General features: G+C 69.4%; 21 protein-coding genes, 1 tRNA gene and 1 pseudogene. 15 read left to right on the top strand and 8 right to left on the bottom strand.

The genetic code is table 11. From position 1 onward, the window contains the following. Positions 1 to 21 precede the first annotated feature (21 nt). The 6 genes from PV350_RS02495 to PV350_RS02470 all read right to left on the bottom strand — a co-directional run bounded on the left by PV350_RS02495 (position 22) and on the right by PV350_RS02470 (position 6051). A complete protein-coding gene (locus PV350_RS02495; protein WP_500332689.1) occupies positions 22 to 1518 on the bottom strand; it encodes an ABC-F family ATP-binding cassette domain-containing protein in 1497 nt (498 codons plus the stop codon). 83 nt (positions 1519 to 1601) lie between these two features. Next, the gene (locus PV350_RS02490; protein WP_500332688.1) at positions 1602 to 3236 is read right to left on the bottom strand and encodes an ABC-F family ATP-binding cassette domain-containing protein; all 1635 of its coding nucleotides are present in this window, start codon (positions 3234 to 3236) and stop codon (positions 1602 to 1604) included. Between the two features lie 642 nt (positions 3237 to 3878). After that, a tRNA-Met gene (locus PV350_RS02485) sits at positions 3879 to 3956 on the bottom strand. Positions 3957 to 4210: 254 nt separating this feature from the next. Further along, positions 4211 to 4696 carry a hypothetical protein gene (locus PV350_RS02480; protein ID WP_499517070.1) on the bottom strand — a complete coding sequence of 162 codons (486 nt, stop codon included), beginning with the start codon at positions 4694 to 4696 and terminating at the stop codon, positions 4211 to 4213. 178 nt (positions 4697 to 4874) lie between these two features. Continuing rightward, on the bottom strand, positions 4875 to 5318 hold the full coding sequence (locus PV350_RS02475) for a DUF4259 domain-containing protein (RefSeq protein ID WP_499510105.1): 444 nt from the start codon (positions 5316 to 5318) through the stop codon (positions 4875 to 4877). 139 nt (positions 5319 to 5457) lie between these two features. After that, positions 5458 to 6051, bottom strand: a complete 594-nt coding sequence (locus PV350_RS02470; RefSeq protein ID WP_500332686.1) for a uridine kinase family protein — start codon at positions 6049 to 6051, stop codon at positions 5458 to 5460. A 377-nt stretch (positions 6052 to 6428) separates the two neighbouring features. On the opposite strand from PV350_RS02470, the gene PV350_RS02465 reads away from it, so the two are divergent. From PV350_RS02465 to PV350_RS02435, 7 genes and pseudogenes are all read left to right on the top strand, one after another. Further along, positions 6429 to 7430 carry a hypothetical protein gene (locus PV350_RS02465; RefSeq protein WP_499516738.1) on the top strand — a complete coding sequence of 334 codons (1002 nt, stop codon included), beginning with the start codon at positions 6429 to 6431 and terminating at the stop codon, positions 7428 to 7430. Between the two features lie 491 nt (positions 7431 to 7921). After that, positions 7922 to 8110 (top strand): annotated as a pseudogene (locus tag PV350_RS02460) (RNA polymerase subunit sigma-24); the annotation flags it as partial. A 205-nt stretch (positions 8111 to 8315) separates the two neighbouring features. Next, entirely contained in the window at positions 8316 to 8849 is a 534-nt protein-coding gene (locus tag PV350_RS02455) for a TetR/AcrR family transcriptional regulator (RefSeq protein WP_499510100.1), read from the top strand. A gap of 1 nt (position 8850) precedes the next feature. Further along, a complete protein-coding gene (locus PV350_RS02450) occupies positions 8851 to 9951 on the top strand; it encodes a glycosyltransferase (RefSeq protein ID WP_500332685.1) in 1101 nt (366 codons plus the stop codon). 25 nt (positions 9952 to 9976) lie between these two features. Beyond that, positions 9977 to 10330 (top strand): hypothetical protein, encoded by a 354-nt coding sequence (locus tag PV350_RS02445; RefSeq protein WP_500332684.1) that lies wholly within the window; start codon positions 9977 to 9979, stop codon positions 10328 to 10330. Positions 10331 to 10403: 73 nt separating this feature from the next. Then, positions 10404 to 10859, top strand: a complete 456-nt coding sequence (locus tag PV350_RS02440) for an NUDIX domain-containing protein (protein ID WP_500332683.1) — start codon at positions 10404 to 10406, stop codon at positions 10857 to 10859. 252 nt (positions 10860 to 11111) lie between these two features. Beyond that, positions 11112 to 11576 carry a DUF6841 family protein gene (locus PV350_RS02435; protein WP_500332682.1) on the top strand — a complete coding sequence of 155 codons (465 nt, stop codon included), beginning with the start codon at positions 11112 to 11114 and terminating at the stop codon, positions 11574 to 11576. Positions 11577 to 11671: 95 nt separating this feature from the next. Here the strand turns inward: PV350_RS02435 and PV350_RS02430 are convergent, their stop codons facing one another. After that, on the bottom strand, positions 11672 to 12166 hold the full coding sequence (locus tag PV350_RS02430) for a DUF308 domain-containing protein (protein ID WP_500332681.1): 495 nt from the start codon (positions 12164 to 12166) through the stop codon (positions 11672 to 11674). On the opposite strand from PV350_RS02430, the gene PV350_RS02425 reads away from it, so the two are divergent. The 5 genes from PV350_RS02425 (at position 12150) to PV350_RS02405 (ending at position 16159) form a co-directional block, all read left to right on the top strand. Further along, positions 12150 to 12302 carry a hypothetical protein gene (locus PV350_RS02425; RefSeq protein ID WP_500332680.1) on the top strand — a complete coding sequence of 51 codons (153 nt, stop codon included), beginning with the start codon at positions 12150 to 12152 and terminating at the stop codon, positions 12300 to 12302. The genes PV350_RS02430 and PV350_RS02425 overlap by 17 nt on opposite strands. A 214-nt stretch (positions 12303 to 12516) precedes the next feature. Beyond that, a complete protein-coding gene (locus PV350_RS02420) occupies positions 12517 to 13701 on the top strand; it encodes a sensor histidine kinase (protein ID WP_499510094.1) in 1185 nt (394 codons plus the stop codon). Next, the gene (locus PV350_RS02415) at positions 13698 to 14357 is read left to right on the top strand and encodes a response regulator transcription factor (RefSeq protein ID WP_500332679.1); all 660 of its coding nucleotides are present in this window, start codon (positions 13698 to 13700) and stop codon (positions 14355 to 14357) included. Before PV350_RS02420 ends, PV350_RS02415 begins: the two co-directional genes overlap by 4 nt. 384 nt (positions 14358 to 14741) lie before the next feature. Then, positions 14742 to 15470, top strand: coding sequence for a DUF2470 domain-containing protein (locus tag PV350_RS02410; RefSeq protein WP_500332678.1), 729 nt, complete (start codon positions 14742 to 14744; stop codon positions 15468 to 15470). A gap of 113 nt (positions 15471 to 15583) precedes the next feature. Next, positions 15584 to 16159 carry a GNAT family N-acetyltransferase gene (locus PV350_RS02405; RefSeq protein ID WP_499510091.1) on the top strand — a complete coding sequence of 192 codons (576 nt, stop codon included), beginning with the start codon at positions 15584 to 15586 and terminating at the stop codon, positions 16157 to 16159. A 120-nt stretch (positions 16160 to 16279) separates the two neighbouring features. Here the strand turns inward: PV350_RS02405 and PV350_RS02400 are convergent, their stop codons facing one another. Then, complete coding sequence (locus PV350_RS02400) at positions 16280 to 17494, bottom strand: acyltransferase family protein (protein ID WP_499510090.1); 1215 nt, start codon at positions 17492 to 17494, stop codon at positions 16280 to 16282. 33 nt (positions 17495 to 17527) lie between these two features. Between PV350_RS02400 and PV350_RS02395 the strand changes: the two genes are divergently transcribed. From PV350_RS02395 to PV350_RS02385, 3 genes are all read left to right on the top strand, one after another. Next, positions 17528 to 17812 (top strand): transposase, encoded by a 285-nt coding sequence (locus tag PV350_RS02395; RefSeq protein WP_500332677.1) that lies wholly within the window; start codon positions 17528 to 17530, stop codon positions 17810 to 17812. Positions 17813 to 17896: 84 nt separating this feature from the next. Further along, positions 17897 to 18688, top strand: coding sequence for a class I SAM-dependent methyltransferase (locus tag PV350_RS02390; RefSeq protein ID WP_499510088.1), 792 nt, complete (start codon positions 17897 to 17899; stop codon positions 18686 to 18688). 715 nt (positions 18689 to 19403) lie between these two features. Continuing rightward, the gene (locus tag PV350_RS02385; protein ID WP_500332676.1) at positions 19404 to 22784 is read left to right on the top strand and encodes a S8 family peptidase; all 3381 of its coding nucleotides are present in this window, start codon (positions 19404 to 19406) and stop codon (positions 22782 to 22784) included. Positions 22785 to 22918 lie beyond the last annotated feature (134 nt).

The following is a 22918-nucleotide window of genomic DNA, read 5'->3' as shown; positions in this document are numbered from 1 at the left end:
AAAAAAAGCGGAATATCGGTTTTAAGGGGGTTTCGGGGGCTCGTCAGGGAGCAGCAGGTGGGGCGGGCGGGCCACCAACAGCGCCAGCGCCAGCCGCCGGCGCTGTCCCACCGACAGTTCCCCGACCGGTCTGTCCAGGTCGGCCGCGTGCATCAGGCCGAGCGAGCCGAGCGGCACCTTCACCGCCCGGGCTTGGCCCACCGCCGCTTCATAGGTGTCGCGGACGGTGCGTGCGGGCCGTTCGAACACGGTGTCCTGGGTGAGCAGTCCCACTGTCATGTGGTGCCGCTTGTGCACCTCGCCCTCGGCCGGGAGCTGTCCGGCGAGGACGGCGAGCAGCGTCGACTTGCCGGCCCCGTTGCCGCCGGTGACCAGCAGCCGGTCGGTCGCCGCCACCTCCAGGCAGTCCAGTGCCAGCCGGCCCGGCACCCGCACGTCCCGTAGTCTCACCAGCGGCTCAGTGCTCTCCTCGGCCCCCCTTGCCAGGTCTCCGGCGGCGAAGCGCAGGGGGCGTGGTGGCTCGGCGACCTGGGTGCGCTCCAACTCCTCCAGCCGCCGGGTGGCGTTGCGCACCCGGCGGGAGACGGAGTGCTGTACGCGGCCGGCCCGATGGCCGTAGCCCATCTTTTCGTTGTCGACGCGGCCCCGGTCCGGGGCGACCCTGTGCGCGGTCACGCCCACCGACTCGCGCAGTTCTTCCAGTTCCTCCTGCTCCTCGGCATGCCGCCGCTCCCAGCGCTGCCGCTCGGTGTGCTTCGCGGAGAGGTAGGCGCTGTAGTTGCCGCCGTAGCGGACGGGTCCGTTGAGCGCCGGGTCGAGGTCGATCAGGTCGGTGGTGACGGCGTCGAGGAACGCCCGGTCGTGGCTGGCGACCACCACGGTGCCGGGCAGGGAACGGACCTGCGCCTCGAGGAAAGCGGCGGCGTCGTCGTCGAGGTGGTTGGTCGGCTCGTCCAGGAGCAGCGCGGAGGGCCGCCGGACCAGCAGCGCGGCCAGGGCGAGCCGGCCGCGCTGCCCGCCGGAGAGCGTGCGAAGGCTCCGGTCGTGGCCGAGGGCGCCCAGGCCGAGGCCGTCCAGGACCATCGCGGCGCGGCGGTCGGCGTCCCAGGACTCCCGGTCCTGGGCCTGTTCGAGACGTCTGCCGTAGGTGTCGAGGAGTTCCCGGTGGCCGGGGTCGTCCTCGGGGACGCGGGTCAGCTCCTCGCCGAGACGGTCCAATTCGGCGAGGTCCTCATGGGCTTCGCGCAGCGCCTCGTCCAGTACGGCGCCGAGGGTGGAGTCCGCGTCGAACGGCATCTCCTGCTGGAGGAAACCGACGTCGTGGGGGCGGGAGATGCTTCCCGCGTCGGGTTCGTCCACCCCTGCGAGCAGCCGCAGCAGGGTGGACTTGCCGACGCCGTTCTCCCCGATCAGGCCGATGCGGTGACCGGGGGAGGCGGTGAGGCAGACACCGTCGAGGACGCGACGTCCACCGAGAGTCCGGACGAGGTCGTGGGCGAGCAGAGCGGGCTGGGGCACGGGGGTTTACCGTCCTGGCGTGATCGGTTCTCGGTCCGCCGGGCGCACGGCCTCGGACGCGGACCACGTCACACGTCGGCGGCTCACACCGCCGGTGCCCCCGTCTCCTTCAGCACCCCGTCGGCCAGCCGCAGCCAGCGGCTGATCCCGATCTCGGCCAGGAACCGCTCGTCGTGGCTGACGACCATGAAGGCACCCTGGTAGGAGTTGAGCGCGCTCTCCAGCTGGCCCGCGCTGACCAGGTCGAGGTTGTTGGTGGGCTCGTCGAGCAGCAGAAGGTGCGGCGCCGGCTCCGCGCACAGCACGCAGGCCAGGGTGGCGCGCAGCCGCTCGCCGCCGGAGAGCACACCCACCGGCAGATGGGCCCGCGCGCCCCGGAAGAGGAACCGGGCGAGCAGGTTCATCCGCTCCGCCTCGGGCCGCTCGGGCGCGAACGCGGCGAAGTTCTCCGCCACAGTCCGGTCGAGGTCCAGCAGGTCCAGGCGTTGCGACAGGTAGGCGATCCTCCCGTCGTTGCGCTTGATCTCCCCGCTGTCCGGGGCGAGACCACCGGTGACCAGCCGCATCAACGTGGTCTTGCCGGCGCCGTTGGGCCCGGTCAGTGCGATGCGCTCGGGGCCCCGGACGCTCAGGTCGACGCCGCCCGCCGCGAACACTTCCTGGTCGCCCAGGCGGACCTGCATGCCCTCGCCGAGGAACAGGTTGCGGCCGGCGGGCACTTGGGTGCCGGGCAGCTCCAGCGTGAGCCGCTGCTCCTCGCGCAGGGCCCGTCCGGCCTCGTCGAGGCGAGCCTTGGCGTCGCTGACCCGGGACGCGTGCATCGTGCCGGACCTGCCCGCGGCCTCCTGCGCGCCGCGCTTCATGTTTCCGGCGAAGATCTTGGGCAGCCCGGCGTTCTTCAGGTTCTTGGCGGCGTTGCTCGCCCGGCGCTCGGCGCGCTCGCGGGCCTGCTGCAGTTCCCGCTTCTCCCGCTTCAGTTCCTGCTCGGCGTTGCGGACGTTCTTCTCGGCGACCTCCTGCTCGGCACGGACGGTCTCCTCGTACTCGGTGAAAGTACCGCCGTACAGGCGCAGTTCGTCGCTGCCGAGTTCGGCGATGCGCTCCATGCGGTCCAGCAGCGCGCGGTCGTGGCTGACCAGGAGCAGACAGCCGTTGAACTCCGACAGCACGTCGTAGAGCTTGTGCCGGGCCTGGAGGTCGAGGTTGTTGGTCGGCTCGTCGAGCAGGAGGACGTCGGGACGCCTGAGCAACTGGGCGGCGAGCCCGAGGGAGACCACCTGGCCTCCGCTGAGTGTGCTCAGGCTGCGGTCCAAGGTGAGGTCGGCCAGGCCCAGACGGTCGAGCTGCGAGCGGGTGCGCTCCTCGATGTCCCAGTCGTCACCGATGGTGGCGAAGTGCTTCTCGTCGACGTCCCCGGACTCCACGGCGTCCAGGGCGCGGATCACCGCGGCGACGCCGAGCACCTCGGCGACGGTGAGGCCGCTGGTCAGGGGCAGGGTCTGCGGGAGGTAGCCGAGCGTGCCGTTCACCGACACCGAGCCCGTGGCGGGCTTCAGCTCACCGGCGATCAGCTTGAGCAGGGTGCTCTTGCCGGAAGCGTTGGGCGCCACCAGGCCCGTACGGCCGGGAGGCACGGAGAAGGACAGCTCGTGGAAGACGGGGGTGTCGTCGGGCCAGCCGAAGGAGACGTTCGAGCAGATGACAGCGGCGTCGGACATGGAAATGACCTCGGAGGTACGAGGGCAGAGCGTAGACCTCTGCCCTGGGCAGACGTGGGAGAAGGGGGCACGACGAAACGGACCACCTCGGCAGCGCTCCTGAGCGCCGGCCGGTGGCCGTCAGATCCGGATCTCACCCGGAGATGTCGTCGTCACCCACCACGTCTGTCACTCCTCATTGCCGTCCTGTGTCAGCCGCCAGCATAACAACACGCTCCCGCCTCCGAACCTTCCCGTGATCGCGATCGGCGGCTCCCGCTGCCGACACGCCTGGCCGGATGGTGACCGAACCCCGTACCACTGCGGCCGAAGGCACACACGCGTTCATCACGGGCCCGGCACATCGCCGCGTGGCAGGACTCGACGGCTGAGACCTCCGCGCCCCGGGCAGTTCGCCACCGGCCCTATGGGCAATGGCCTGCCGTTGTGCCGTGGGGTCCGCACCGTCTGCACAGCAGCGTCGGCTACCGCAGTCCAACGGAATACGGGTCAGCACACGCAGCCTGACCACAACCGCACCAGTGGTCTCCGTCAAACCGGAACCAGCTCGGCCCGCCGGGCCGTCCACGGCCAAAGGGGGTGGTGGGCCAGGCATACGGCTCCGGCCCCTGCCCGACGGGAAGTCGGGCAGGGGCCGGATGTTGGTAGCGGGGGCGGGATTTGAACCACGCGACCTCTGGGTTATGAGCCCAGCGAGCTACCGAGCTGCTCCACCCCGCGTCGGTGCACCCAGCTTACGTCTCCCGGGCGGGCTGCGCAGGGATTTACCGCGGGGCTTCCATAGCCTGTGCCGGCGGGACCTTTCTGAACACGCCGTTCGAGTCGGTGGCCACCGCGATGGACGTCTCCGCGTTCTCCCTCAAGGCCTGACGACGAGCGCGCTGCCGCTGCAGGAGAAGTGCGGCAGGGGCGCGTCGGCGGTCAGCTTCACGATCCATGCCACCGTGGGGTGCCCGGTCTGCGGCACAGGCCGCTCAGCCGCGCTGTGCCGCCTGGACGGCGTGGCGCAGCATGTCCTTGAACGAGGCGCCGGCGGGATCATCACCGAGCGCGACGTGCATCGACTCGGCCTCGGACCGGTTCGACCAGCGGGTGAACACCGATACCCCGGAGTCAATGGCCAGTCGCTGATCGACCTCGGTGACGGTCATGTCAGCCAGCCGCCCGGAACGTGCTGTGGCCTTCCCCGTGTGCGTGTCGGTGACCGCGACCAAGAGATGCCGCGGCAGCAACACGGCAGCAGTCAGCGTTTCGCGCTGTGGGTCGCCCCCGAGCAAGCGCGCGAAGACGCCGGGACGGCGCCGGGGCACACTGCGGGTCTCCACGCAGGCGACCGCGGTCGACGCGGCATCACCGAGCAGCTCGGTCTCTGTGACGGCCAGAATCGCCGTACGCAACCGGGAGTCCAGATCGTCAACCGTGCAACCGCGGCTCGTGCGGTCGAACAACTGCTCAGGCATGGGCGCATCGTAGCGGGGTCACCGACGGCCGGCTCGCGGCCCGGCCGACGCTTTCCTTCACCCGGTCGGCGGGAGGGTCCACCGGGTGTATTCGTTCTCGTGACCATCGACCACGGCTCGGGTGGGACGCCTGCCGAAGTGGCTCAGGCTCTGTGATCGGTGACGCTGGGTTGTCCGGTCATAGATCGAACAGTGCGTCCTTCTGGGGTTCGGGCTCGGGTGAGGGTGCGAGGACTGCGCGAATGCGGCTGACGCTCTGCCGCCACTTGGGGCCATCGAACGTCTCGTCCCAGAGTTCAGCGAGCTCGGACTCCCCGGCGACCACCCGGTCGAGCGCCTCAACAGCAAGCGGCCGAAGATCGTCGGCGAATTGCGGGAGGGCCTCTTTGGGCCCGTAGCAAGTGCTGATCGGCTCACCGGCTGGGCACTGTGCCGCGATGAGAGCGGCCGCGGCGACGGCCTCTGCTCCTTCTGGGCTCTCAAGGTAGTCCCCGGTCGCGATGGCGCGGGTCAGCGTCGCCCGGACAAGGCTCTCGCGCTCGTCCTTGGCCGTCTCGTCCAGCGTGTAGGCGAAGTCGGCGGCCATGTCGTTCTCGAAAGGGCCGATGTCCCAGGTGCCCATGGCGATCTCCTCGCGTCAACGTGCGGTGATGATCGCATCGGCCACCGACAGCGGTGTCATGCGGCGAGCAGGACACGTTTCCGTAGGAGCGTGAAGCCCGCGCGGCCGAACAGATGCTCAACCGGCGGCCGGGGGCGGATCAGTGCCCGGAGACCACGAGGTGGGCCCTTTCCCGGAGACGGGTCAGGGCCAGGTAGTGCTCCTCGGCCAGGCGCCAGCGGGACTCCCAGTCGATCGGGCCGTGGTCGTCACCGCGCTCGCGCAGGCGGCGCATGGATTCCCCCCGCGGGGTGTCAACGTAGACAAGGAGGTCGTAGTAGTCGGCGAGTTCGGGCCGGGCGGTGTACACGCCCTCCACGACGACGATGCCGCAGGCGGAGACGCAATGGCTTTCGTCCGGGGCCAGATCACCGGTCGCCCAGTCGTAGCGCCGGTAGGCGGCATCACGGCCGGCCGCGAGGGGTACAAGCACTTCCTCGCGCAGCCGCTGCCAGTCGAAGTAGCGGTGGTAGCCGTCTTCGGGATTCAGCCCGGCGCGCTCCTCCGGGTCCATGGGGCGGTAGAAGTCGTCACCGTGAACCACCGCGGCGCCGCGCAACTCCGCCAGGGCCGTCGCCAAGGTCGATTTGCCGGAGCCCCCCAAGCCATCGATGGCGACCAGGAACACTCCTTTGCGGCTCCCGGCGTCGACGGCGGCGGCAACCTCTTCAGCACCCATGGAGATCGTCGTCATAGCGGCATTCTGATCACAGCAGGCGCCTCAAGAGAAGGGCGACGACTTCGCATCACGATCCCAGGACCCCGAACCGTCGGCCGAGACCCTGGCCACTATGCGTTTTCGGGCAACTTGCCAAGCCGCCCAACGACTCACAGCCGTCACTCAACTGAGCCAGAACCGACACTCATGAGCCCGGACCTGGTCGACGGCTGTCTTCAGGTTCAGAGGCTCAGTCCGACGCGGCTTCCCGCTTCCTGAGGCTGCGACCGGGACGTCGAGGCCCGCTCTGCCTGTCGGTGGGGCGCTCAGCGTCGTCTGAAAACCCGTTGCTCCCCACTCTGCCTGCTTGGTGGGATGCAGGGGTTTCGGCGGCGGGAGGGGACAGCTTGGCGGTGTTCGGGTGTGCGGGCTGCGGCGCGGTCCTGACGGCGGCGGTGTCGCAGGTGGCGTTGCCGCTCCACCTGGCCGACACCCACTGGGAGAAGCTGCACCCGCCACTGCTGGAGGCCGGGTGCTACGCCGTCGATCCTGCGCCGTACGGGCCGCCATGGCGGCAGTGGGACGAGGTCGGGGCGCGTGAGGCGGCGGAACGGGGGCGCTTCGCGCCCTTTGGTGCGCTGTCCGACGGACCGTCGGGCACTGTCCTGCTCGCGCCCGGTGACATGCGCGGCACCAGGCTGATCCTCGAGCGGGCCGGGGGCTACTGCATGGGCATCGACGGGAGGGACGGGCCGAACCTGGCCTGCCTGGGTTGCGATCTGCCGGTCGGAACGAGGATGGACGACTGCGGGTGCTGGCAGGTCGTCCGGCTCGTCCCGCAGGCAGTAGTGCGGCTGCCCGGGCCGCCGGAGCAGCCGGTCATGGATTGGGCGGAGTTGCTGGCCACCGGCGCGCTGTGGCATCGGCTGAGCAAGTACCGGGACATCCCGGCGGGCGTGGCACTCGCCCAGGTGGTGGTGGCCGCCGGGGGCGCACCGGTCGAGGTGGCGCCCGGGCCGGTCGCCGAGCTCCTCGGTCGGGCACTCGGCGCGCTGCTGCCCGCCGGGGAGGGTGCGAAGCTGCTGGACCTGGCGGGACCGGGGTTCGGCGAGCCGGCTGCTGACCTGGTGCTGGTGCCGGTACATCCGCAGACCGGAGACATGTGGCAGCCGCGTGCCGGGGTGGTGCCGGTACCTATGGATGGCGCGCTCTGGGCCGAACTCGCCTTCCCTCCGCACCGGACCCGGCTGCCGGTGGTCGGCGGACTGCCGGCAGGGGTGGAGCGGGACGACCCGCTGCCGCCGCACGAGTGGTATCCGTTCCAGCCGTCCACGGAGGCGTTCCGGTACACGCTCGCGCGGATGCCCGCCGTCAGGGAACCGTGGCTGCGGGCGATCTACGACCGGGGCTGCTGACCCGTCAGGGGGCCGAGCGGACACAACCCGTATGGGCCCCTCCTCAAGGTTTCGGGTGCCATACTCGCCATCGAGGTGAATCCATGAAGAAGTCGGGCGCCCTGACGCCTCGACGGGTAACGGCGGACTGGGCCGCCGCGCTTCCGGGGTTCGACGTCTGGAAGCCGCTACACCTGCTCCGTCGGATCGGCCCGGTCGTCCAGGGTGTCTGTCTCGACCGTACGACGTCTGGCAACGAGTACATGCCGACGGCGCATGTTCACGCGTTGGCGCGGGACTTTCCAGTGATCTCCTTGATGCTGGGGCAGCGGCTGGAAGGGGCCTCGGGGCAGCCGGAGCGAGTGCTCTTTGCGAACCACGACGGCGAGTATCGGGCAGCAGTCGGCGCCCTCCGCGTGCAGAGCGTTCTGTCCCTGAGCGAGGAACCGCCGTCCCTGGAACAGGTCGTCAGGGCCTACCACTCGGCCGCTTCCGCGAGCTACGACAAGCCCCCGCGCTTCTGGCCCGAGACGGACATCCGCTGGGTGGAGGCCAACGGAAGGCCGGCTGCCCTGGTGACAAGCCACGGTGACGCAGTGGCTCTTGTGACCGCCGATGTGTCGGAGCGCGGCATCGAACGCATCATGTGGGTGGTGAGCCCGCCCAAGCTGGCTGCCTATGTGGCATCTCTGGACAACTGAGCCGCTCAAGCACGGTTGTGGCCTTGTTGCCGGAGTCGCGCCGGCCGCCGGGGCGGGGCCGCAGACTCACATTCATGTCACGTTCGTTGACGCCAAAATAGGGTGGTGGTCCACTGGGACCCGCATGGACAACGACGTGGACAGCAAACGGACTTATCGCATGAAGGCCCGGGCGGAGACGACGGCCCGGACACGCCTTCGGATCATGCGATCGGCCTTCGACCTGTCGGTCGAGACCAAGTCGCTGGAGATCGTGCTCGCCGACGTCGCGGCGCGCGCGGGCGTGAGCGTCCGGACCGTGCTGCGGCACTTCGGCAGCAGGGACGGGCTGTTTGACGCCGTCGCCGCACACGTACGCGACGAGGTCCGCGAAGAGCGGGCCGCGCCGGTGGGGGACGTGGCGACGGCGGTCGAGGTGCTCTTCGACCACTACGAGCGGCGCGGCGAGATGGTGCTGCGGCTGCTCGGCGAGGAACTCGGCGACCCCAGGGCGCGGTCGGTGACCGAACAGGGCCGCCGGTTGCACCGCGCCTGGGTGCAGGAGGTTTTCGCACCCCAGATGTCCGGACGCACCGGCACGGAAGGCGAGGTGGTGACCGACCTGCTGGTCGTCGCCACCGATGTCTGCACATGGAAGCTGCTCCGCCATGACCGGGGACTGGACCGGGACGAGGCGCAGCAGCGGGTCAGGTACCTGATCGACGCGGTCCTGGGGAGGACCGTGGGGGAGGAGCGTTGAGATGGCCCGCATCCTGTTCGTCACCTGGGACGGCGGAGGCAACCTGCCGCCGGCCCTCGGCATCGCCGCCGAGCTCGCCCGGCGGGGCGACACCGTCCGCTTCCTCGGACATCCGCAGCAGCGGAAGAGGATCGAGGGGGCGGGGTTCCGCTTCGAGCCGTACGCCTCCGCCCGGCCCTGGTCGGCCACGGCCCGCAACACCCCGGCGAGCTTCCTCGCCATGTTCACCGACGCCGGACCCGGTCGTGACCTGGCGGCCACCGTGGCACGCGAGCCGGTCGACCTGGCGGTGATCGACTGCCTGAGCCTCCCCGCGCTGCGGGCCGCCCAGGAGACAGGGCTGCGCCATGTGGTGCTGGCCCACACCTTCTACGAGTACCTGGTCAAGAACTGGTGCCGTGGACCGATGGGCCTGGTCGCGGCCGCCAAGGGGTACCGCCCGATGCGGCTCTGGTCGTCCGCCGACGCGGTGCTGGTCACCGCCCTGGAGGAGCTTGACCCGGCCGGACGGCGCCCGAGACCGCGGAACGTCCACCACACCGGGCCGGTGCTGGCCGGTCCGACGGTGCCTGCCGCACCGCCGGAGGGACAGCGTGTCCTGGTGAGCCTGAGCACCATCCACTACCCCGCGCAGGCCCGCGCCCTGCAGGCCATCCTCGACGCGGTCGCCGACCTGCCCGTCCACGCGGTGATGGCCACCGGCCACGCCGTGGAGCCCTCGGCGCTGCGCCCGCCGCGCAACGCCGAAGTCCACCCCTACGTCCCGCACGCCGAGGTGATGCACGGGGTCTCGCTGGTCGTCGGGCACGGCGGCCACGGCACGACCATGCAGGCACTCGCCCACGATCTGCCGCTGGTGGTCATGCCGATGCACCCCATGCTCGACCAGCCGATGATCGCCAGGGCGGTCGAGCGGCAAGGGGCCGCGCGCGTCGTCCGGCGGAACGCCTCCCCTGAGCGGATCCGCGCCGCCATCTCCGAACTGCTCGCCTCCGGCCCCCACCGTCAGGCCGCCGCCCGCCTCGGCACCCGGCTCCGCGCCGAGCCCGGCGACGTGGCCGCCGCGGACCGCATCGGAACGCTCACCGCGACCCCGGCCTGACCGCGCGAGTGGAGCAGTGGTTGCGGTGGAAGCGGGCGGGAATGCGGCCGCACCGGGACTCGACGAGGACCGCCGGGCCTGGCAGCGCGCCGCGGCCGCCGTCACCGCGGACGAAGCCGTCGCCGTGGTACTGGAGGTCACTGCGGAACGCGCCCGCCGCAGAGGCGGATTCGCCGCCCGCGACGGCCTTGGAGCGTCGCCGCCGCGTCATCCGCGCTGGGTGGCGGATCTGACCGCGGCTGCCGCGGCGGACGCCGACCTGTACGCCGGCTGGACCTCGTCCCTGACCAGCCGTCACGACGAGGCAGTGGACCGGCTCATGTCGCCACCCGATCTCCACTGCGGCGGACCTCCGATCCATCCACTCAGCGAGTTTTGAAGGCCACCCTTCCATGCGGGATCGTGGCCCTACTGCGGGGTGCACTGGCGGCCCAACTCCCGAGAGGCAAGGAATGAAGCGCATCATCGCTGGACTGTGGCGGATCATCCGGGGACCTCTGCAGTGGCGGGTCATGTGGCTGATGAACAGCAAGTACATGGTCGGCGTAACCGGCGTTGTCCGCGACGACGAGGGCCGCGTGCTGTTGCTGCGCCACCGTCTGTGGCCCGAAGACCGCCAGTGGGGCCTGCCCACCGGCTACGCCAAAGCAGGTGAGGACTTCCGCGACACCGTCGTCCGCGAGGTACGAGAGGAGACCGGCCTTGAAGTCGAGGCGGGAGAGGTGGTCCACCTCAAGAGCGGCTACAAGCTGCGCGTGGAGGTGGCGTATGCCGCCGAGCTCGTCGGCGGCTCGCTGAAGATCGACTCATTTGAGGTTCTGGAGGCCAGGTGGGTATCGCCGAACGACCTGCCGCCGGGATTGCAGGAATCGCACCGGCTCCTGATCCAGGGCGGACCCCACGGCTGACCTGCCGGGTCGAGCGCGGCCCCTCCATCTGATGGCAGGCGCCATCAGATGGAGTAGCCTGGATTACAGCCCGGACGAAACGGTGGAAATTGCCTCTGGCGGAGATGCTTCTCGAGTCGTGGGGACTTCTCTCGGACGTATATACCCTCTCGACGAGATCGGTGCCGCCGTGGTCCATGCGGAGCAGATATCCCGTCTCGGCCGGGCGCGTGCCCGAAGGCGCACGCTGGCGAGATGAAAGGTGGCACTGGCATGGGCGGTTCTCATGAGGCTGCTGTCCGCATCGAAGTTGGGCATTGGTTTTTCGATGACTACTTGCCAACCTGGGTGGCAGTGGGAAGCGGTGCGATTCCCCGGGGGCCGGAGTTCATCCTTGACTACTGGGCAGCGCCGCTGCATATCAGTGGGCCTGTCTCGCGTGATTCGCTGCTCGACGGTGACGCCGTCATTGGGTGGCTCGAACGCCGTCAAGCCGCGTTGCGGGCGCAAGGGTATTCGTACACCGCCGTACCTGATAGCAGGATGGCGTTTTACCATGCTGCCGGGGTTGCGATCGAGGTGATCTGGTCACGTCGTCGTGTGGACGACAGCGAGATCGAACGTCTTGCTGTTCATTTCGAAGTGGCTCGGGAGTCCGCGGGGTGGCGGGTAGTCGGAATTCAGCATGTGCCGACGACAGCGGATTCCTTGGATACGGTGTGGCAGGCAGCGAGCTGAGCAGCGGCCGGTAGCCTGCCGTCACCAACCGGTGTCGCCCGAGGACGCTGGGCGCACCGGTCCGGCCAAGCGAGGCCGAAGTGCTACGGCGGTGGTCAACGCTTTTCGCGTCGGCTGCGGATGCTGAGGGCGATGACGGAGACAAGGAACCAGAACGCGCCGAAGGCCGAGTACCCGGCGACGGTGGACAGGCTGCTCGTCGCCGAGGCGGACGAGGCGGCGATGGTGGCGCCGGCGAGTACGGACTGTCCACCGCTGACGACCATGGGCCACTGGGCGCCGACGGTGCGCCGGCGTCGGATCGCCACGACGAGCTGGATGGCTCCGGAAAGCAGGGCCCAGACGCCGAACACGAGAAGGGTCGTCCCGACGGTGGAGAACACGGCGATGATCATTCCGGCGGTGGTGGCCAGGCCGAGACCCAGGTTGACGGTACTGACACGGTTCGCGGAGCCGGTGCCCGCCAGGCGACGCTCGAGGAGCGTGGCGACGGCGTCCCACAGGGGGTAGACGACGAGTAGCGCGGCGGCGATCACCGTGGGCCTGTCCGCCGACACGAGCGAGGCGGAGGTCGTGAAGACGAGTGCCACCCAGATCAGGGAGAAGACGACTCGGATCAGGTGGAGCGATCGGAGCCCGGAAGGTGTTGTCTCCGTCGTGGTCGAAGTGGTCGAAGTGGTCGAAGTGGTCGAAGTGGTCGAAGTGGTCGAGGGTGCGGTGGTCTGAGTCATCGGGTGTCCCGTGGTGATCGTGACGGTGCGAGGCGGTCGCCTCGATGACGAGTCTCAGGGGCCTCGGGAGGCGCCGTGTACTTCGAACGAAGTAGTTATGCCATCCGCTTCGACGGCATGCGTTCCGCCGTCCCGATCGACCGAAGCAGCTGCGCGGTCTACTTCATTCGAAGTACACGACCGCCGCACACGTGAACGAGAATCGGCTCATGGGCAAGGCGCAGAACAGTCAGGACGGGCTCGCGGCACCGCTGTGGGTCCGTCGCCCCGAGGTGCTGCACCGAGTCGCCTACGCGCTGGCGGCGCTGGCGTTCACCGGTCAGATCGTGGCGGTGATCCTGAGAGGTTCGGACTGGCCGACGGCCCTGTCCGTCCTCCTCGCCGGCATCGGCGTCACCCTCTCGTGGTGGCAGCCGTGGGCGGGGCTGGTCGTGACGAGCGCGGCGTCCTTCGCCGTGACGGCGGTGGGCCACGACCCCCTGTCGGTGTGGATGATGGCGGTGCTCGTGCTGTTCTCGGTCACCCTCAGGGGAAAGCAGCCGCTGGCCGGAACCGGCATCGTGGCGGCCTTCTTCCTCGGGGCGTTCATGACAGTCGGAGGATTCCGCGGCGGCGCGGTCGTCGGAGCCGCCGCCGTCTTCTCGGCTGTGGCGGGAGGTGCGACAGGGGCCGCGCTCCGCATCCACCGGGACCACTGGTGGGCCCTGGAGGAACGCGCCGAAAGCGCCATCGCCACCCGCGAGATCGAAGCCACCCGACGCGTGACCGAGGAACGACTCCGCATCGCCCGGGACCTCCACGACGTCATCGGCCACCAGGTCGCGATGCTGAGCCTGCACCTCGGCGCGGCGGAAATCGGACTGCCCGAAGACGCCGAGTCCTCCCGGCAGGCCCTCGTCTCAGCCAGGTCCAGCGCCCGCACCGTCGTCGTCGAAACGCAGCGCATCCTCGCGCTCCTCCGCCTCGGGGACGACATCTCCGACGACGAGGCGCTGCGGCCGACGCCGGCGCTCAGCGGCCTGGAAGGACTCATCGCCTCCTTCGAGAGCATCGGTCTCGACATCCGACACTCCATCGACATCCCCGCCGGCTTCGTCGAGCCCAGCGTCGGCGTGACGGTCTACCGGGTCGTTCAGGAAGCACTCACGAATGCCTACCGGCACGGAGAGGGGACGGCGACGGTGGATGTGCGCGAGCGCGACGGCAGGATCTGCGTCACGGTGGAGAACCGCGTCGCTCGCTCACCCCGCGGCTCCGACTCGGGCAGCGGACTCGGACTCGTCGGGATGCGCGAACGTGTCGAGTCCTCCAGCGGGCGGCTGACGATCGACAGTCACGACGGGCGATTCCGGGTCCACGCGGAGTTCAGCCCTCTGGGAGCCGTCGTCCGATGACCCGGATTCTGATCGTCGACGACCAGGACGACATAAGGGCCGGCATCCGGGTGATGCTTCGCCTCGACCCGAGTCTCGTCGTCGTGGGTGATCTCTCCGATGGACTCCAGGTCGTCTCCTTCCTCCGGGAGCACCCCGTCGACCTGGTCCTGATGGACATCCGGATGCCCGGCATCGACGGTGTCGAAGCCACCCGCCGGATCCGCGCAGAGCATCCACCCGAAAAGACGCGAGTGATCGTGCTGACCACTTTCGACCAGGACGACATCGTCCTCGCCGCCCTGCGCGCGGGTGCCAACGGTTTCCTGAGCAAGACCGTCAGCCCCGCTGAACTCGTCGCCGGCATCACCGAGGTCGTCGGCGGTGGCGGTGCGCTGTCGGCCGCCGCGACGGCCGCGCTCATCGGTCACATGACCGACAGACCGCCGCCGGTGATCGACCAGGAGCTGCTGCGACGCTTCGGCGCTCTGACACCCAGGGAGCGGGACGTGGTCGTTCTCGTTGCAAGCGGCCTCGGCAACGACGAGATCGCGGCCCAGATGTCCGTGTCGCCGTTCACCGTGAAGACGCATGCGGTGCGGGCCATGACGAAGGTCGGCGCACGTGATCGGGCGCAGCTCGTCTCGTTCGCCTTCCGGGCCGGCCTCTACCCCTGAGCCGGGCGCGTACGGATGTGCAGGACGTCGCCGATGTGGACCAGGACCCCGATCATGCCGCCGATGAGGGCCCCACGACGGGGACCGGGCCGTGGTCGCTGAAGGGGCCGGGCTGCGAACCTGCGAGGGTAAGGTCCCCCAGCCCATGTCCCGGGCGAACAGCCGCGGGCCGCGGTCGCGGGCGGGGCCTGTCGCTGCACCGGGTTGGTAGCGGCACACAAAGCTGATGAAGGCCCGGGCCGAGAGCCCTCTGGCCGCCGGCCAGGTCGGCGCGTCGCGGGCCGTGCCGGGCCGCTGCCGTCCATCGATTGGGCGCCGTGGTTCTTCCAGGACGCACCAGCTGCGCATGCTAACTTAGGTGAGGCTAACCTAAGGAGAGCGTTGATGGCCATTGCATTCGTCCAGGCGGCCTACCCCACCAACGCGGAGCGGATCCGTTCGGTCCTGGCACGTTCCGACTCCCTGAGTCTTACGACCGATGGCGACTGCTACGACCTGATGTCCATGCACACGGTCGACAGCAGCGGAACGCTGCGACTGCACGTCCCCTCGGACAGCCTGCTCGCCGACGAAGCCGCGTTCACCCCGCGTGGCGTTCTCGCGAGTCTGGTCGAGTTCACCGACCTCGCCCCCACAGCGGTCCGCGACCGGGTCCGGGCCCGCGTGTCCCTTGCCGGCTTCCTCACTCCAGCCGAGATCCAGGATGCGCCCGAGGTGCTTGTCCTCCGTCTCGATCCGGCCCGCGCCGCCATCGAACGGGACGGGACGACCGTCGGCGTCGACCTCGACGAACTGTCTGCCGCGCAGACCGACCCGTTGGCCATCGGAGAGACAGCGCTGCTCACCCATCTCGACCGGGACCACAGCGATGTGATGGCCCAACTCGGCAGGCTCGTCGACCGCAACGTCCTGCAAGACGTCGTTCATCTGCGCCCGATCGCACTGGATCGCCACGGGCTCACCCTGCGGTGCGAGTACGCCCGGGGGCACCAGGACGTCCGGGTGGCCTTCCACTCCCCGGCCCGCAGCGCGGCCGACATCGGTCAACGGCTCGCACACCTCATGGCCCTGGCCCGTGGCGGTTCCCGTCGGTGCCGCGCCGATCACCGGTGAACAGATCGATCACTGCCTGCGCCAAGGTGCCCGACCTAGGTGCCGGAGGGCGGTCCCCTCGCAAAGTTCGTGAACCCTCTGCATTCCCCCAACGTCATGAGAGCGAGACGGCATTGACCACGGCCGCGCCCGACTTCACCGGCCGCCTCGGCCGTCCGGGCGCGGTGCGGACCGCCACCCTTGCGGACACCTGGGCTCTGCATCAGCTGTCCTCGGCGTTCGTCCCCGGCGGCGCGCTGCGAGAGCGCCCGCTCGGCCACTATGCCCGTCATGCGGGAGACTTCCTCGTCGCCGAGAACGAGGCAGGGGAGGTCGAAGGCTGTGTTGCGGTGCACCGCTACCAGGAACGATCGCCCGCCGACAGGAGTCTTCGGCAGGCAGGTCCTGAGGGAGCCGGTTGCGCTGCCGCGGTCCTGTACAACTTCTGCGTCGCACCCGGTAGCCAGGGCCGCGGCATCGGTTCTGCCCTGTTGCGGGCCGCGCTCTCCCAAACCGGAACGCAACCCGTGTTCACCGCGACCACAGGCAGCGGTGAACTGTTCCTACGGCACGGCTTCCGCCACTGCGACGCAACCACCGCACCTGCCGCCTGGCTGGCCACACTGGACCCACGTCGAGGGTCGAGGATCCTGACCCGGTCGGCCGGGTCCCTTTGCCGGCCAGTGGAAGCATCCGGACGCCAGGAGTGATCCTCATCGTCCAGGCGTACGCCTCCCGCAAGAACCGCGCCTACCTGCGCAGACGTGGCATTCGCCGCACCATCCCGGACAAGGCCGACCAGGGCTGTGACCAGCACATCCGAGACGCCCCTAGGGTCGCATCCCGAACAGGAAGCGCGTCGCCCGCGTACGGCGGACCAGCAGCTCGTACGTGGTGAGGGTGAGGGCGAGGGCGATCACCACGAGCACGGCGTACTCAACCAGGATCGGCGCGGACCAGCCGACCACGAAGTACGCGACGGCGACCACGATCGGCTGGTGCAGGACGTACAGCGGCAGCACGGCTGCGGCGAGATAGCCATAGAGGCGCCGACGCGTCGTCGGGTTCGGGTTCGGGTTCGGCGCCGCACGCGGCTGCTCCAGCCGCCGACGGTCGAGGAGGCCTGGGATGGCGACCACCAGGCACCATCCAGCCGCACCGAACAGCGCCCGTGAGGCGGTGGCCAGGGCGGTCATCTCCGTGAAGGGCTCGTCGGCCAGGGCAAAGCCGGGGCCGGCTGCCGCGAACAGCAGGGCGCCGAGCCAGGCTGCGGTCCCGGCGTCGCGCCGCATCACGGTGCGGAAGCGGTCGTCGGAGGCGAGCGCGAAGCCGGCAACGAAGAACAGCAGGTACGACCAGCGGTGCCAGCCCGCGTAGTCCTCCTCCAGCCGTGCGAAGGCACAGATCGCCGCGAAGGCGAGGGCCGGCAGGAACACGACGCCGCGCCGGTGCAGGGTCGCCTCCGCCATCCGGTCGCCGATGCGGCGGACGCGTTCGCGCGGCAACCACCGGTGGAACGGCACCAGCATGAGGGAGAACGCCAGGAGGAGCACGACGAACCAAAGATGGCCGGTCTCGAAGTGCTCGCCCTGGACGAGGAAGGGGAACTCTTCGGGCTCCAGGTGCACGTCGTAGAAGCGGGGCAGGAAGCCGAGGTACGACTCGTGGTGGTCGGCGTCGGCCGAGCGCAGCCGCAGCCACTGCGGCAGCGGGTTCAGCGCGAGGGTCGCGAAGACCAGCGGAACGCCGAGCCGCAGCAGCCGCTCCCTGGCGAAGCCGCCCGCGCCGCGGCGCCGAAGCGAGTGCCAGGCACCGAGGCCGGAGATGAGGAACAGCAGCGGCATGGCCCAGACGACCCCGAACCCGGCGATGATCATGATGGCTTCTGTGGTCTCGGCGTTCTTGACGTAGAAGTCGTCGTCGGCAGCGAATACGAGCGCCGAGTGGAAGAAGACCAGCCCGATCACGACCAGCATCCGGATCGCGTCCAGCTCCGGCCGCCGCTCCGGTAGCGGTGCCTGCGCCGGTTCTGTGCGCGTCGCCATGTCCGTGCCCCCCCCGTCGTCTGTACGTCACCAGTGTTGGAAAGGCGGCCGCCGGGCGCCACCCCCGCGACGGACCCCGCTCACACCGAAGATCAACTTTCCATACGCCTAGCCACAACCGTCGAGACATGGCGGCCAGAGATCCTTGCGTTCCTGCACACCGGGATCACCAACGCCGGCTCCGAAGGCACCAATCAGGTCAAGACCCTCGCCCGTGACGCCTACGGCTTCCGCAACCCCGGCAACCAGCGCTTACGCGCCCGCTGCGCGACCACCCGTCGAGCCCGTGGACACCTCGATGCCCGCAAATTTCGTTGAGCCCGCACCCTGTAATCGTGTTGGCTGGCGGCACCGAACTGTGAGTACCGCAGGTGTCCGCTTGGCTGTAGCAGGGAGCTGAACGTGCAGGACATTGTTGTCGACCCCGTTGCCCACAATCGGGCGGCCTGGGACAAGTATGTCCAAGAGGGCAACGAGTGGTCGAGGCCGGTGAGTGCCGAGGATGTCGAGCGCGCCCGCATGGGCGACTGGTCGATCGTTCTCATCGGGCGTGAGCCGGTCGACCGCTCCTGGCTGCCGACGGACCTGACCGGCAAGGACGTGTTGTGCCTGGCCTCCGGCGGTGGCCAGCAGGGTCCGATCCTCGCCGCCGCAGGGGCGCGGGTCACCGTATTCGACAACTCACCCCGCCAGCTCGGCCAGGACCAGATGGTGGCGGCGCGCGACGGACTCGAACTGCGCACCGTCCTAGGCGACATGCGCGACCTCAGTGCCTTCGGCGACGCAACATTCGACGTCGTATTCCAACCGGTCTCCAACCTGTTCGTACCGGACTTGGCACCGGTGTGGCGTGAGTGCTTCCGCGTTCTGCGACCGGGCGGAACCCTGCTCGTGGGCTTCCTCAACCCTGATGTGTACTTGTTCGACCACGAGGCGCTCGACGAGCGCGGCGAGCTGATCGTCGTGCACAAGCTGCCCTACAGCGATGTCACGCAGTACTCCGCCGAGGAACGCGCCACGAAGTTCGGCGCGGATGCCGCTCTCGAATACAGCCACACCCTCACCGACCAGATCGGCGGGCAACTCGCCGCGGGGTTCGTCCTCACCGGCTTGGCGGAAGCGCCGCACCAATCCAACGCATCCGCTCCATACATGTCGCACTATTTTGCGACGTTGGCGGTCAAGCCGGGCTGACCCAGCCGTGGGGCCGACCGAGACGGCCGTGTCTCCGAATGGCCAAGCGGAGCGCTGTGCCGGCCCGACCCCCACCGACTTCGCTGAGTCGTAATGCAGCAGGCCGTGTGCCAGGTAGAGGCGGTTGGTGTGCCGGCCGCGCTTCAGCCGGACGTAGACGGCCTCGCGGGTGGAGGCAGCCGTGACAAGCGCATGGGACTCTGGAATACGACGGCCGGGATAGCCGACGGCGTCTGTCATGACTGCCGTGAGGGTGGCAGTCCGAACCTGCCGAAATTCCTTCGGTAGCGTGAGTCGCTCGCTGACTGTTGGGCCTCTTATCGCCAGGTCCGCGCCCTCAGCGGATGGCGGCCCTTCGAATCCGGCCGAACCGAATGGGGCGGGCGGACATTTTGAATTCCGGAAAGATTCGCCACGAGGGCGGGATGAGGACCGCCGACCCTCGTGCACGGGTGGCCGGCGCCCAGTGTCTCGTTGTATGCATCGCGGCAGGTGGCACGCCGTCTGTGCCTGCCTTGCCGGACAGCGGATGCCTTGCGGGCGAAAAATGCGCTAATGCCGGTCATAATTCATCAGTTGGTGACCCGTTTGCTGGCTCGCCATCCAAGATCAACCCGTTGACACCCTCTCGGGGCGGGTGCTTCGCTGTGCGGCGCACCCCAAGTCCACCGTGAAACCCACGTGTTGGCGCGGGGTGAATGAACGAGAGGAAACCGTGAAATTCACGTCCAAGAGACCTGCGATCGGCACGGTCTTGGGAATCAGCATGCTGCTGGTCGCCGCTACCCCGTCGGTGTCCGTGGCACTCTCCACGCCCACCGGCACGGCATCGTCGGCCACGCCGTTGTCGGCCTCGGCCTTCGGAACGGGCCCCGCGGTCAAGGGGACTCCGGCCGGGACCGGCGTGCACCGGTGGATCCCGCTGATCACCGGTGACCGGATCGCGGTGAACGCGAAGGGCGAGATCGTCGCCGCGCGTCCCGCCAAGGGCCGCGAGGACATACCCATCCGGGTGGAGACCCGTGACGGCCACACCTACGCCGTGCCCGACGACGCCCGGGACCTCGTCCAGAGCGGTCGGGTGGACCGGCGTCTGTTCGACATCACCACGCTGAGCGCGCCGGCTTACTCGGACCGCCATGACCTGCGGCTCATCGTGATGTACGACGCGGCCCGTCCGGCGGCCAGGACGGCCCTGCGCTCCAGCGGTGGCGCCGAGGTCCGGCGCACCCTGTCGAGCGTCAATGCCGACGCCGTCACCGCGCCCGCGAACGGCAGCGCGGAACTGTGGTCCGCGGTCACCAGCGGGTCCGCCGACGCGATGAAGCGCGCCGTCGCACCGGGTATCGCCTCGGTGTGGCTGGACAGCGTCGTCCAGGCGAGCCTGGACAAGAGCGTCCCGCAGATCGGTGGCCCCGAGGCGTGGGCGGCCGGTTTCGACGGCGCCGGTACGCGTATCGCCGTTCTCGACACGGGTGTCGACACCACGCACCCCGACCTGGCCGGGCAGGTCGTCGAGGAGCGGAACTTCTCCGACTCGCCGGACACCGAGGACCGGTTCGGTCACGGCACGCATGTCGCATCCATCACGGCCGGCACCGGCGCGAAGTCCGGTGGCACGTACAAGGGTGTGGCGCCGGGGGCCCGCATCCTCAGCGGCAAGGTCCTCGGCGACGGTGGCAGCGGCAGCATGTCGCAGATCATCGCGGGCATGGAGTGGGCCGTCGCCGAGAAGGCCGACGTCGTCAACCTCAGCCTCGGCGCGTACGACTCCCCGGAGATCGATCCGGCGGAGGAGGCCGTCAACAGGCTGTCGGCCGAGAGCGGAACCCTCTTCGTCATTGCCGCGGGCAACAACGGCGAGCAGGGATCGGGAACGGTCGGCTCGCCGGGCAGCGCCGAGGCGGCCCTCACCGTCGGCGCGGTGGACAAGCAGGACAAGCTGGCCTCGTTCTCCAGCACCGGCCCGCGCGTCGGTGACGGCGGCATCAAGCCGGATCTGACGGCGCCCGGCGTGGCGATCGGGGCCGCGGCCGCGCACGACAGCTACCTGGCAAGTGTCGCCCCCTCCGTCGCGGACGGCTACATCGCCCTCAACGGCACCTCGATGGCCACCCCGCACGTCGCCGGCGCCGCCGCCATCCTCGCCCAGCAGCACCCCGACTGGACCGGCGACGACATCAAGGACGCGCTGGTCTCCTCGACGACGCCTCTCGGCTACACGCCCTTCGAACAGGGCTCGGGCCGGGTCGACCTGCGGAAGGCGATCAAGCAGAGCGTCGTCGCCCGCGACACGTCGCTCTCGTACGGTGTCGCGCAGTGGCCGCACACCGACGACCAGCCGCTCACCAAGGACCTCACGTACCGGAACACGGGCGACGCCCCGGTCACCTTGAAGCTGACCGTGGACGCCACCGGACCGGACGGAAGCGCCGCGCCCGCCGGGATGTTCACCGCCGACGACCAGGTCACCGTCCCGGCGCACGGCGAGGCGACGGTCAAGGTCACCGCCGACACCCGCCTCGGCGGCGACACGACCGGTGCCTTCACCGGACGCGTCACGGCCACCGGCGACGGGCAGACCCTCGGCACCGCGCTGGCCGTGGACCGCGAGTCGGAGATGTACACCGTCACGGTCAAGGCCCTGGACCGCAAGGGCAAGCCCGCGCCTGCGCCCGCCTGGGACGCTCAGCTGCAGGGCCTGGAAGGGCCCGCCAAGGGCGCCAACACCGTGCTGAGCGGCGAGACGCACTCGGTACGCGTCCCCAAGGGCCGGTACTTCCTCAACAGCATGGTCCGGGTCGACCCGGCGGGTTCGTACGACCAGGGCGGTGACTGGTTCAACCAGCCCAACCTCGACGTCACCCAGGACACCGTGGTGACGGTGGACGCACGCACCGCCAAGCCGCTCGACATCACCGTCCCCGACCGCTCCGCCCAGCCGGCCCTCGGCTTCTTCAGCGCGGGCATCGAACTGGCCGACGGGTACAGCACCCGCTACGGAGTCTTCACCAACTCCCTCGCGCAGTACCGCACCGGCCACCTGGGCCCCAAGGCGGCCGCGGGCGACCGGCTGACGCAGCAGCTCATGACCACCTTCTCCACCGGGGTCAACGGGCACGACGAGTACCACCTGGTGTACCAGCCGACCGGCGACAGGTACCTCACCGGCTTCACCCACCACGCCAAGTCCAGGGAGTTCGCCAAGGTCGAGGCGAAGCTCGGGGCACCCGCCAAGGGCAAGTTCGGATTCATCACGCCGGGCACCGAGGGCGGTGCCGGACTCGGGACCGTGCACGCCCTGCCCTACACCGGCACCCTGCACCTGCTCTCGGGGAACACCTCGTGGCAGCTGGGCTTCATGCAGGTCGACGCGAACGACTCGTACGAGTCGAGCTATGACGCACTTCCGAGGACGTTCAAGCCCGGACGTTCCTACCAGCACGTGTTCAACGTCGGTGTCTTCGGACCGGATCTCCCCGAGGGCGCCGGACTCATCGGGCTGCTCCGGGCGGACGAGGCGATCGACGGACGGCTTCCGCTGTTCTCCGACAGCGAGGGGAACATCAGCGACAACAACTCGCCGATCGAGAGCGCGCGAACGTCCCTCTACCGCAACGGTGAGCTCGTCAACTCCAGCATCTACCCGATGGACGTCTTCTACATCGCGGAGAACGAGCGGGCCGACTACCGGCTCACCGTCTCGGTCAACCGCGGCACGGTCGCCGACGTCTCCACGAGCATGACCACGAGCTGGACGTTCTCCTCCGAGTACGCCCCGGGGATCACCAAGCTCCCCACCTCCGTCGTGCGCTTCACCCCCGCCCTGTCCCTCGACAACACGGGCAAGGCACGGGCGAAGGTGTGGGTCCCGGTGACCGTCCGCGGCACCGCCGCGGGCAGGAACCTCAAGTCCCTCAGTGTGTGGGCCTCCTACGACAAGGGAGCCCACTGGCAGAAGCTGCGCGTGTGCGACGGCCGGGTTCAGATCACCAACCCCAAGGCCGGCGGCAGCGTCTCGTTCAAGGCCCAAGCCGTGGACAAGCAGGGCAACACCGTCGACGAGACCATCGTCGACGCCTACCTGACGAAGTAGCCCACGCTCGGGCCGGAACCACGGTCCAGGGCTCGCACCCACCGCAGACGCTCGGCTGGGGTTTCCCAGCCGAGCGTCTTGCGTGGACGGCTGTCGAGTTCAGCGGCGACGGCGGCCCGACGCCCCGGTCGGCG

The organism is Streptomyces sp. PA03-6a, assembly GCF_033792765.1.
Classification (GTDB): Bacteria; Actinomycetota; Actinomycetes; order Streptomycetales; family Streptomycetaceae; genus Actinacidiphila.
This window is presented reverse-complemented; position numbering and strand designations above follow the sequence as displayed.

What these genes read in the sequence shown, in the direction of transcription:
- PV350_RS02455 (WP_499510100.1), top strand. Translation starts at nt 8,316, where the DNA reads ATGCGATCGGCCTTCGACCTGTCGGTCGAGACCAAGTCGCTGGAGATC.
- PV350_RS02410 (WP_500332678.1), top strand. Translation starts at nt 14,742, where the DNA reads ATGGCCATTGCATTCGTCCAGGCGGCCTACCCCACCAACGCGGAGCGG.
- PV350_RS02440 (WP_500332683.1), top strand. Translation starts at nt 10,404, where the DNA reads ATGAAGCGCATCATCGCTGGACTGTGGCGGATCATCCGGGGACCTCTG.
- PV350_RS02470 (WP_500332686.1), bottom strand. Translation starts at nt 6,051, where the DNA reads ATGACGACGATCTCCATGGGTGCTGAAGAGGTTGCCGCCGCCGTCGAC.
- PV350_RS02435 (WP_500332682.1), top strand. Translation starts at nt 11,112, where the DNA reads ATGGGCGGTTCTCATGAGGCTGCTGTCCGCATCGAAGTTGGGCATTGG.
- PV350_RS02450 (WP_500332685.1), top strand. Translation starts at nt 8,851, where the DNA reads ATGGCCCGCATCCTGTTCGTCACCTGGGACGGCGGAGGCAACCTGCCG.
- PV350_RS02420 (WP_499510094.1), top strand. Translation starts at nt 12,517, where the DNA reads ATGGGCAAGGCGCAGAACAGTCAGGACGGGCTCGCGGCACCGCTGTGG.
- PV350_RS02475 (WP_499510105.1), bottom strand. Translation starts at nt 5,318, where the DNA reads ATGGGCACCTGGGACATCGGCCCTTTCGAGAACGACATGGCCGCCGAC.
- PV350_RS02415 (WP_500332679.1), top strand. Translation starts at nt 13,698, where the DNA reads ATGACCCGGATTCTGATCGTCGACGACCAGGACGACATAAGGGCCGGC.
- PV350_RS02480 (WP_499517070.1), bottom strand. Translation starts at nt 4,696, where the DNA reads ATGCCTGAGCAGTTGTTCGACCGCACGAGCCGCGGTTGCACGGTTGAC.
- PV350_RS02490 (WP_500332688.1), bottom strand. Translation starts at nt 3,236, where the DNA reads ATGTCCGACGCCGCTGTCATCTGCTCGAACGTCTCCTTCGGCTGGCCC.
- PV350_RS02400 (WP_499510090.1), bottom strand. Translation starts at nt 17,494, where the DNA reads ATGGCGACGCGCACAGAACCGGCGCAGGCACCGCTACCGGAGCGGCGG.